The sequence below is a fragment of the Aphanizomenon flos-aquae FACHB-1287 genome (assembly GCF_014698755.1).
GTDB classification, from domain to species: Bacteria; Cyanobacteriota; Cyanobacteriia; order Cyanobacteriales; family Nostocaceae; genus Dolichospermum; species Dolichospermum flosaquae.
Map to the genome: position 1 here is coordinate 44,592 of NZ_JACJTO010000030.1, position 10,184 is coordinate 54,775.

General features: G+C 36.2%; 8 protein-coding genes. 3 read left to right on the plus strand and 5 right to left on the minus strand.

Translation table 11 applies throughout. The annotated features are described in order from the left end of the window. Nucleotides 1-139: 139 nt before the first annotated feature. Together H6G44_RS14435 and H6G44_RS14440 are read right to left on the minus strand one after the other, a co-directional pair. Entirely contained in the window at nucleotides 140-1,249 is a 1,110-nt protein-coding gene (locus tag H6G44_RS14435) for a GUN4 domain-containing protein (RefSeq protein ID WP_242031745.1), read from the minus strand. A gap of 1 nt (nucleotide 1,250) precedes the next feature. After that, a complete protein-coding gene (locus H6G44_RS14440) occupies nucleotides 1,251-1,748 on the minus strand; it encodes a hypothetical protein (protein ID WP_190387205.1) in 498 nt (165 codons plus the stop codon). A gap of 354 nt (nucleotides 1,749-2,102) precedes the next feature. Here H6G44_RS14440 and H6G44_RS14445 point away from each other — a divergent pair, with 354 nt between their 5' ends. Further along, nucleotides 2,103-2,348 carry a hypothetical protein gene (locus H6G44_RS14445; protein WP_190387206.1) on the plus strand — a complete coding sequence of 82 codons (246 nt, stop codon included), beginning with the start codon at nucleotides 2,103-2,105 and terminating at the stop codon, nucleotides 2,346-2,348. A 13-nt stretch (nucleotides 2,349-2,361) separates the two neighbouring features. Further along, nucleotides 2,362-2,772 (plus strand): type II toxin-antitoxin system VapC family toxin, encoded by a 411-nt coding sequence (locus H6G44_RS14450; protein WP_190387207.1) that lies wholly within the window; start codon nucleotides 2,362-2,364, stop codon nucleotides 2,770-2,772. A 291-nt stretch (nucleotides 2,773-3,063) separates the two neighbouring features. Here H6G44_RS14450 and H6G44_RS14455 read toward each other — a convergent pair whose 3' ends face one another. The 3 genes from H6G44_RS14455 to H6G44_RS14465 all read right to left on the minus strand — a co-directional run bounded on the left by H6G44_RS14455 (nucleotide 3,064) and on the right by H6G44_RS14465 (nucleotide 6,522). After that, complete coding sequence (locus H6G44_RS14455) at nucleotides 3,064-3,432, minus strand: HEPN domain-containing protein (protein ID WP_190387208.1); 369 nt, start codon at nucleotides 3,430-3,432, stop codon at nucleotides 3,064-3,066. Beyond that, entirely contained in the window at nucleotides 3,389-3,754 is a 366-nt protein-coding gene (locus tag H6G44_RS14460) for a nucleotidyltransferase domain-containing protein (protein WP_190387209.1), read from the minus strand. The genes H6G44_RS14455 and H6G44_RS14460 overlap by 44 nt, the downstream gene beginning before the upstream one ends. Nucleotides 3,755-4,287: 533 nt before the next feature. Further along, complete coding sequence (locus H6G44_RS14465; RefSeq protein ID WP_242031746.1) at nucleotides 4,288-6,522, minus strand: protein kinase domain-containing protein; 2,235 nt, start codon at nucleotides 6,520-6,522, stop codon at nucleotides 4,288-4,290. 209 nt (nucleotides 6,523-6,731) lie between these two features. On the opposite strand from H6G44_RS14465, the gene H6G44_RS14470 reads away from it, so the two are divergent. Further along, a complete protein-coding gene (locus H6G44_RS14470) occupies nucleotides 6,732-9,560 on the plus strand; it encodes a cation-translocating P-type ATPase (protein ID WP_190387211.1) in 2,829 nt (942 codons plus the stop codon). Nucleotides 9,561-10,184 lie beyond the last annotated feature (624 nt).

A 10,184-nucleotide genomic window follows, 5' to 3' on the forward strand; every position in this document is an offset into this window, starting at 1 on the left:
GTTTGTGAGGATGTTGGGTATTTTCAGGATGTTTTTTGATAATTTTATTTAAATGATTATAAACCATCTAAAAATTACCATCCTGTACATCCTTTAATCCTGGATATCCTGATTCAGACTTAATAATTTTCTAAAAGCTTTAGATGTTACAGTTTACAAGTCTCGATACAAGAGAAAATATGCGAACAACGCGACTCTGAAAATCCCCTAAAAAAAATACCCTTCCATAGATACTAAAGGGTAAGTGTCCTCTTGGTATCTGATTTTTATGAACATCATACCATCCCACATCCTGAACAAACATATTCCAGGCTAAAAAATCATATTCATCGCTACTAAACTCACCACCGACACTCAAATAAATTTCCTTTTGGACGCTGAAGCCAAATCTTCCGTTACTGTAATTTACCCACAATTGGTCAATTGTGCGAAGGTCTTGGCATGGAAAATTTAATAGTTCATCAATTGTAAAGTTAAAGTAGTTACCTGACTTTTTACCCACAGCTTTAATCATAACTTCGTAAGTTTCTTTATCTGCTTCTTCCCAGTTCTGTGCTGCTAGTAAATCGCGTAGTTTGCTGTAGTCTATGCCTTTTTCTGAGCGTAGGTCGTCTATCTGAGTGGGTGGCTGAATATTAGTAAGTGGCTGAATAATATCTACAGCCTGACTTGCTGAAATTTTTGCAAGATGTGAGCTTAAAAGTTCTAATGGCTTAGTAAGTGGCTGAATAATATCTACAGCCTGAGTTGCTGAAATTTTTGCAAGATGTGAGTTTAAAAGTTCTAATGGCTGTTGAGTCTGAACAACGGGTTGTGACGGTTGCGACTCTGGCTTTATTCCAGTAATACCCCAAATTAACTGCTTCATTGGGTCAGGGTCTTGTTGACGAAAATCAACCCAATGAAAGCTTCTCAAAAATCTTGGGGTTTGTGTTTTCAGTTCGCTAAGTGTGTATTTGCAACTTGGGAGGATAACTAAGCCCATTCGTAGCTTTCGTTCGACAAACTCAACCAGAAACTCCCTCATTTCAATATTAGCCCAAGGTCCCACATCAGAAGAACCAACAAATATAGCCGCAGCTTCAATTTGACCAATAATTTCCTCAAGTTGGTCTTGCCAAAGACGAAACGGCTCAAAGTCATACTTATCTAGCCAGGCATCTATTTCTCTCTGTAATAGCTCTGTTCTAATCTTTTCTACCTCTGGCTTGTCCTCGCTATTGTGGCAGAGGAAAACATTTTTTGCCATTCTACTCCTCTACACCTGAAATAACAGCCAAAGCCTTCGCATACTCTTCCAAACCACCTCGCAACGCAGCTAACTCACTTCGCAACGTTGCTTCTTCTGTCCAACTTACCTCATGTTCTTTAGGACTCACCCCCACAGGTCGTCTTGCTTCCCAAGCCTGTAACACAGGATGCCATTTAGCCAAAAACGGTCTTAACCCATTATTCAACACCGCAATAGCAATTCCCCCGACCGAGTTCTTAGAAGCACCCACATCAGGTCCAGCGGCTTTAAGAACTTCGCGGGTAGTTCCGAATAAACTATACAATGAGTTCAATGCTTCCCGGACTAATCCCTGATCCTCTTCTAAGGACTGGACAGCAATGCGTGTTACCAATTCCACATACAAAGACCAAGCGGCTTTACGTTCCGTTGTATCGGCTTCCCATTCCGCAGAACCAATACCGAAAGGAAGACTAATAGCGACTTTTTTTAATTTTGCGGGGTCGTGCTTGGGCATAAACGACTACTGGAAATAAATATCTAAATCATAGTACCTAAAAATTAGCATATTTTAGCCGCAAAATTAACTGAAACTACTCAATAATGGTCTTTTTTAATAACACGAAATTTTACCATATATGCGCGGACAGATTTCCACTCATAACACAAGTATAGTAGAAATTTTGCGTCTTGTCAAGTCTAAAAATGTAAAATTCCTTAAAATCATATTTTGTCTGAATCAGGATTCGCTAGGCAGGGTAAAAAACAGATTTCCCCAATAGTTTCTTTTTTCTAGCTTGCCTTTTGTTTATACTTTTTGCCAAACTTTTGCTAAAATCGTATTAGACATCCATTAAAATACCATCATCTTATGCAAACCAAAGAATTAATTATACAAGAACTACAGCAAATACCAGAAGTTGAACTAACCCAAATACTTAATTTTATTCGTGCTATCAAAGAAAAAACCAACGCGAACCCAAATGAATATAAACCTATTTGGGAAGTAGCTGATGATATTATTAAAGACATTCCTGAAGAAGTCTTAGAAACACTTCCTAGTGATGGAGCAGAAAAACATGATTACTATATTTATCAACAAAAATTCATACAATAATAGACAATAAATAATGAAAAGAGTTTTTGCAGATACGTTTTATTGGATAGCGTTAATTAATAAAAGTGATTCATGGTATCAGCGTGTAAAAAGCTATAGCGTTAATCTTGAAAATATTGAAATTATTACAACAGAGGAAGTTTTAACAGAAACCATAAATTTTTTTGCTTCCTTTCCCGCACCAATGAGAGCAGTTTATCAGCTAGTAGTTCAAATTATTCAAGATCATAATATTCAAGTAATACCTCAAACCCATGAATCATTTATAGCTGGTTTAGAGTTATTTCAACAAAGATTTGATAAAGAATATAGTTTAACAGACTGTATTTCTATGATAACAATGAAAAATCTCAATATCATAGATATTTTAACCCATGATAAACATTTTACACAAGAGGGATTTCTCATCTTGTTTAAAGATTAAAAGTCAACTTATGTATGGGTTTATGAAAAGCGATGAGGACACAGAGAAAAAATATCAGTTATTAAAATGATGTACTTATCTTGTAATTTGTCAGAATCAGGATGTCCAGGATTTGAGGATTTACAGGATGTTTTTTAACAATATCTTGTTTTGATTTTTGATTATTCATCTTTATCTGTGTTTATCCGCGTTTATCTGCGTACCCTTCGGGAAGCAAGCTACAATTATTCTTGGTATTACTGTTACATTAGCATTATTTATTTAACTATTGATTTATTTGAATTAGCGAGATTATAGATAGTCTACTAATTCTAGAAACTCTTCGGATCTTTCAATCAGTAGTTTTGCATCTTCAGCAGTTAAACGTTCAGAACGATCATAATCTCCCTTTAAACGTATCTGTTCTGCATCAATTAGATAACGGTGAAATTTGGGATCAATTTTACTAGTTCTGGCAAAAAGTTCGCCAAATTTACTAATTACAGCAGAGTGTTTGCTAAAACTGAGATTTTCACCTACTAGGAATGCTTCAGCTATATAAAACATGGCATAATAAGCACGAGAAGCAGCAAAATCAGGTAGATTTTCACCAGCTAAAATTTTAGCCGCACGCAGGCTATCTTGAGCTTTTTGCACTAGAAACTCTTGTTCTTTGTTCATAAAAATAAATACCTTCTTTTTTGATATTTTGGATTAGCATTGTTTGTTCTTTTTCAAAACGACTGAGGGAGTAAAACAGGTTAGAAATTACTACACTATATTTTAAACAAAGGGGACTAAGAAAAAAGCCAATTTTTTCAATTTCTTTGGTTGCTTGCACTAAATCCTTCAGTATAACTAATACATCAAAATCTGAATCAGGAGTAGCATCACCACGCGCTTGAGAACCAAAAAGAATCACTGCAATTAGTTGATCTTGGTATGTTTCAAGCAAGTTATTACACAATTCATGCATAATTTCTTCTAGTTTTGGGTGTTTCATCGTTTAGTAATATTTTCTACTTGGAGATATAGCATTTTTTGTCAGAATCAGGATTTTAGGATTTACGGGATGTTGATTTTATTTGTGCTGTACTAATATTTTAATTTGTCTGATAGCGAAGCGTGGCGTTAGCCATATCAGGATGTCCAGGATTTTAGGATTTACAGGATGTTATTTGAAAGTATCATGTTTTGATTTTTGATTGTCTATCTTTATCTGTGTTTATCTGCGTTTATCTGCGTTTATCTGCGTTCAATTATTCTTGATACAGCATATTTCATTGCTATGAGGTACAAATCATAATCATAAAACTCTTGTGGGGTGGGCATCTTGCCCGCCAATAGTGTACCTTATTACACCGTAAATTGCTGTATTTTTTAAACAATATCATTATGGTGAGAAAAGTTGAGTATGAATGACCGCACAGAGTTCTATAACAAGCATCAGGAAGTTAGATTTTTGTCAAGGGGTGGGGAAAATATTTTTTAGATAATAATTCATTCGGAAAATACAAAATCTCCAAATTTTTACATTTATTTAGAAAACCGTTTGAAAAGCTCTGGATATTCTTCAACTGTAATGTATTCAATATTTGCACCACTACGTTGATAAAATTTTTCATCGTATGATGTGGGGTTTTCTCCAGCTTTTAAACAAAAGATCAGTACACTTTTATCGTAATAATCAATTATTTTAATCTCTCTACCTATAGTATCTTTAACTGTTTGAGAAATAGGTTCTGATTTAATTTGTTGAATTATCCAGCGATAAAAATTATCAATATTTCCCTGTAATCTCTTTGCTTCGTGTTCTATTCCTGTTATTTTAAAATTTTTATACTTCATTGGTTCAATATTATATAATTTTTTTATTCTTTTTGCTGTATCATCATTATCTGCTACTCCAACACAAACATAACCAGTTGCACCAGGTGAATGATTTGCCATAGCAGTTAAAGTTAGAATTATTTTACTAAAACTTTCTTGATCAAATTGTCCTCTTCCATCTAGTTTTGTAAAACCTTGTTTAAAATCATATAAAGTTTGTTCTGTGTTTGATTGAGTTAGTAGAGTTTCAAACTCTGTTAACCATGAATCTTTAGCAGGATCGTTATTATTTCTTATTTTAAAGAACTCTCTAATAATTCCTTTAACCTTGTTAATGTTACGTCTTTTATTTTGATAACTCCATGTTTGTCCACTAGTAATATCTATATCTTTATTAATATTTTTTAAAGATTTTATTAATCCATCATAATTAGCTATTTCCATTTTCTCCCTAAAGACCAAATCGTAAAAACTGAAAAATATTACTTGAAAAGGACGAGGCATATATTTCAAATTGTTTAAAGTAATTAATTCACTAAAATTTCTTTTTGATTCTTGTAATATCTCACGAATATGATTATATATAATCATAAATTCTTTTTTAATAGATTCAGGTTGCTTCGACACTAATGCAGTTTCTATTTTTTCCTGATTTTTACCATTTTTAAAGCCATAATATTCATCTGAGATAGATGCGCTACTTCCAGGTGTCTCAGGTAACAACATATATGCAATAATATCAGAAACAATTTGTTCATCTCTTGACTCTCTCAGCATTTCTTTTGTTAAAATTTTGTTTTTTACCCAAAAAATATCATCAACTTTAATACCATATTCCAGTTCTTTATTAGTAATACTAATTTTTTTCATCTCATTAAGAAGAACAATATCTGAAGCTGATGCGTCTGATCTTATTTCGCTTGAAATTATTCTTACTAAATTAGCAAATTTAGAAGTTGCACCTGCTGAACGTAATTCTTGTTTTGATAAATGTTTACCATTCGCAACTGCTAACATTACCCGTGTTGTTTCTTCATCTGCTTCTTCCCATTTCTCTGCTTTGAGTAAATCACGCAGGTTATTGTATTCCATTCCTACGGATGATTTTAATTGTATTTCTTGCTCTTTTTCAATATTAACTAAACCCAAATTTTCCCGAAACTTCAATACTGTCTGAGTCCGGTTTTCCGGTTCTAATTCCATACCCTGCAAAATAGCATCATTCACCCTCTGACTAAGACTTTGATTATAAAATTTTGGTTTTGCTAAAAGGTCAAATTGTTGACGTTCGTATGCGGGTGCTGGAGTAGATTTTGAGTCTTGTTTCAGTCCATCAGCAGTGAGAAGATAATATAAGGTTGCAGCTAAAGAGTAAACATCGGTATGATCTCCAAAATTGCCTTTATCCCGATATTGTTCAATAGGTGCATAACCATCTGTGAATGATTTAGTCATGCTTGTGTTAGCCATACTGCGAGTTGAACCAAAATCAATTAAAACCGCTTCTTGTTGATTTTGTTCATTTTGGCGTAAGAGAATATTTTCGGGTTTAATGTCGCGGTGTAAACTTCCTTTGGCGTGAATATATTCTAAAGCCTGACTAATTTGATTTATATATAGTAGTGCTTCACTTTCGGAAAGTTGTCCTTTATTCTGGACATACTTAAATAAAGTTACCCCATCAATATATTCCATCACCACGCCAACCAATCTAAATTTCTCTTCCTCAATTACTTCTACTTCTTCGATAACTTCATGGACTTTGACAATGTGTTTATGATCAAAACTTGCTATTTTTAAAGCTTCGTTAATAAACTTAACTTGTTGGGCTGCAAAGTCGTCTCGCAATTGCATTTCCTGATTGAGCGTTTTAACGGCGTATAATTTACCCGTCTTGGGTTCTAAAGCTTTGTAGGTAATACCAAAACCACCGATACCCAAGGGTTTGCCTTGAATGATATATTTACCTTTGTTGATTGGTTGCCCTGGTCGCCAAATTATCATCGGTTCAGAAATATATAAAGATAATTATTTTTATAGTGACTCATTTTACCATCTAACCACCCCAAAAAACCCACCCCACACCTCAGACAGATGAAAAGGTATAGACTCAGCATCTAAAATATCGAAGCCCGATTGATACTAAAAGTATGAATTCCAACTTTCATATTTGGACGCTGACACCTACAGATGTCTACAAAACACTAACAACAACTCCTCAAGGTATCAGCGAGGCCGAAGCCAATTTAAGATTAAAACAATCTGGTTATAACGAACTACCCGAACCCCAAACACGCCCTTTAATTCTGCGTTTTACCGACCAATTAACCCATTTTATGGCCTTGCTGTTGTGGGTAGCGGGAATATTAGCTTTTATTTCCCAAACACCAGAATTAGGTTGGGCAATTTGGGCAGTAATTTGGATTAATGCTATCTTTAGTTTTTGGCAGGAATATCAAGCCGAAAAAGCCTTATCAGCCTTGAAAAAAATCTTACCTTCCCAAGCTAAAGTTTATCGTGATGGAAAATTATCTATAATTGCTGCCCGTGAGTTAGTTAGCGGCGATGTCATGCAGTTAGAAGAAGGTGATAAAATCTCCGCTGATGCCAGAATTATTCAAAGTCAATCTTTATATGTAGATGTTTCCGTACTCACAGGGGAATCTTTGCCCGTTCCCCGCATTAGTGAACCTGTTACCGCAGCCAATATCCATGCTTCAGAAGCTAGTAACTTAGTATTTGCCGGTTCTACCGTGGCCGCCGGTCGGGGTTTGGCGGTTGTTTATGCCACAGGCACACATACGGAATTTGGTCAAGTCGCCCATCTTACAGCCAATGTCAAGCGCGAAGCCAGCACTTTAGAAGTGCAAATTTCCAGAGTAGTTCACATCATTACCATCATTGCTTTGAGTATGGGGGTGGTGATATTTTTATTAACTAAGTTGCTGGTAGGAATGCAACTCAAAGAAAGTTTCATTTTTGCCATTGGTATTATTGTGGCTTTTGTTCCCGAAGGTTTATTACCTACTGTCAGTTTAGCCTTAGCTATTGGTGTCAAACGCATGGCTAAACAAAATGCTTTGGTGCGGCGTTTGTCGGCGGTAGAAACTCTGAGTGCAGTTACTGTAATTTGCACTGATAAAACGGGGACTTTGACTAAAAATGAAATGACTGTCCGCCAATTGTGGATTCCCAATACTAATATTAACGTCACTGGGGTGGGTTATGAACCTAAGGGAGAGGTGGAAATTCTTACGGAGGAGTTACGAACCACGGAGGCACAGAGGACGCGGAGAAATGAGGTGCGGTTAATGTTGGCTGGTGCGGCACTTTGTTCTAATGCCCGGTTAAATCATCCCCCTAATTCTCATCAATGGCAAGTATTGGGTGATCCTACGGAAGGGGCGTTATTGGTGGCTGCTATTAAGGCGGGGTTGAAGTTGGAGGAGTTGCAATACCAAGCCCCAAGGGTTCGGGAAATTCCCTTTGATTCCCACCGACGAATGATGACGGTTTTATTACAGGGAAATTTGCAGTTAGATGATACCGAAAATTCCCAGTATTTGATTTTTACCAAGGGGTCAACTTTAGATGTATTGCAACATTCGCGGTATTTATGGCATTCAGGGGAAAGGCTGGAATTGTCTTCAACCCAGCGGGAGGAAGTTGTCGCGGCTAATGATCAATTAGCAAGTCAAGGTTATCGTGTTTTGGGGGTGGCTACTAGGCACGGTGGGGCGGAATTAAATGACCTGGATGATAAGTTAGAACAGGATTTGACTTTTTTGGGCTTGGTGGCGATGATTGATCCAGCCCGGCCAGAAGTTGCTGATGCGATCGCTCTTTGTCATCGTGCCGGAATTCAAGTGACGATGATTACGGGTGATTATGGCTTGACAGCGGCAGCAATTGCACAACGTATTGGTTTAGCCAACGGTAAACCCAGAATCATCACCGGTGAACAATTGGGACATCTTTCTGATACCCAATTGCGGCAAATCCTCCACAAACACAAAACTGGGTTAGTATTTGCCAGGGTAATGCCGGAACAGAAACTCAGATTAGTAGAAGCATATAAAACCCTTGGTCATGTCGTCGCTGTTACTGGTGATGGTGTCAACGATGCCCCCGCCTTACGCGCTGCTAATATCGGCATTGCCATGGGAATTAGCGGTACTGATGTTGCCCGTGAAGCTGCGGATATTGTTCTCATAGATGATAATTTTGCTACTATTGTTGCTGCCGTTGAACAAGGTCGGTCGGTGTATCAAAACATCCGCAAATTCATGACTTATATTCTCGCTTCTAATATGGCGGAGTTTTTGCCTTTTTTGGCAATGGTGTTTTTGAAAATACCTCCAGCTTTGGTGATTTTGCAGATATTAGCCATTGACTTAGGTTCAGATATGCTGCCAGCATTGGCTTTAGGGGCAGAAAAACCGGAAGCTGGTTCAATGGAGTTACCACCCCGGAAGAAATCCCAACCACTCTTAGATTTACCTTTATTGTTACGTGCTTACTGCTTTTTAGGACTGCTGGAAGGTTTGGCAGGTATGGGGGGATTTTTCTTTGTTTGGTGGACAAATGGTTATAATATTACCCAATTACAGGCACTTAGTGCCAGTATTTTATCGCACTCGGCTAATGCTACCACAATGGCGATTTATTATCAAGCAACAACAATGACTTTAGCCGTAATTGTGGCTTGTCAAGATGGTAATGTTTTTGCCTGTCGTTCGGAACGGTTTTCTATTTTGCGTTTGGGCTTTTTTACTAACCGTTTGATTTGGGCAGGAATTGCTGTGGAATGGTTTTTAATTCTCTCTATTATTTATTCTCCTACTCTGCAAAAAATCTTTTCTACCGCAGCTTTAAAACCATCATATTTACTAATTTTATTGCTTTGTCCACCGTTGATATTGATGGCTGATGAACTGAGAAAACGAATTATTAGCAATGTCAACTTTCCAAGAATTTGAGATTTTATGTATTGCTAGTTAAAGCTATGAATTTAGCTTAGGTAGAGGTGATCTAAGCGCAGATAGTAGGATGTGAAAATCTGGTTTTTAATCAGGATAAAATACGGAATTTATTTGGATATTTCTATAGTAATTTTAATTTATGTCCGTATTTTTGGAGGGCATTTTTTAAAATATTCAAATTCTTGATCCCGGGGATCACAAGTCACTATGATATTAAGATCAAGGTAACAATTTATTTTTTATTTGTGCTTTTATGTTTGTCCTATAGACGCAGAAAACTATAGTTTTTCCTGATGTTATGCTATATACATCATTTTCTGCTCTAAGGAGGTACAAAGTTCAATCATGAAACTCCTGTGGTGCGGGCATCTTGCCCGCTATATATATACCTCATAACATCAATAAGTGCTGTATTTATGTTTAATTTTGCTAGATTTCTCATCTTCTAAATATTCTGTTGCAGAAATATAGTATTGATCTTGATTAATAATAATTGTCGTATTTTGATCAGAAATGTTGAATGTCGTTACAAAACTTTACATATTTAAGTATACTAGTATTATCAAGGGTAAAAATGTCAACATTTCATAATATCTTCCATCCAATGAACATAACTGATTT

Coding starts and splice junctions, on each gene's coding strand:
- H6G44_RS14435 (WP_242031745.1), bottom strand. CDS start 1,249: ATGGCAAAAAATGTTTTCCTCTGCCACAATAGCGAGGACAAGCCAGAG.
- H6G44_RS14440 (WP_190387205.1), bottom strand. CDS start 1,748: ATGCCCAAGCACGACCCCGCAAAATTAAAAAAAGTCGCTATTAGTCTT.
- H6G44_RS14445 (WP_190387206.1), top strand. CDS start 2,103: ATGCAAACCAAAGAATTAATTATACAAGAACTACAGCAAATACCAGAA.
- H6G44_RS14450 (WP_190387207.1), top strand. CDS start 2,362: ATGAAAAGAGTTTTTGCAGATACGTTTTATTGGATAGCGTTAATTAAT.
- H6G44_RS14455 (WP_190387208.1), bottom strand. CDS start 3,432: ATGAACAAAGAACAAGAGTTTCTAGTGCAAAAAGCTCAAGATAGCCTG.
- H6G44_RS14460 (WP_190387209.1), bottom strand. CDS start 3,754: ATGAAACACCCAAAACTAGAAGAAATTATGCATGAATTGTGTAATAAC.
- H6G44_RS14470 (WP_190387211.1), top strand. CDS start 6,732: ATGAATTCCAACTTTCATATTTGGACGCTGACACCTACAGATGTCTAC.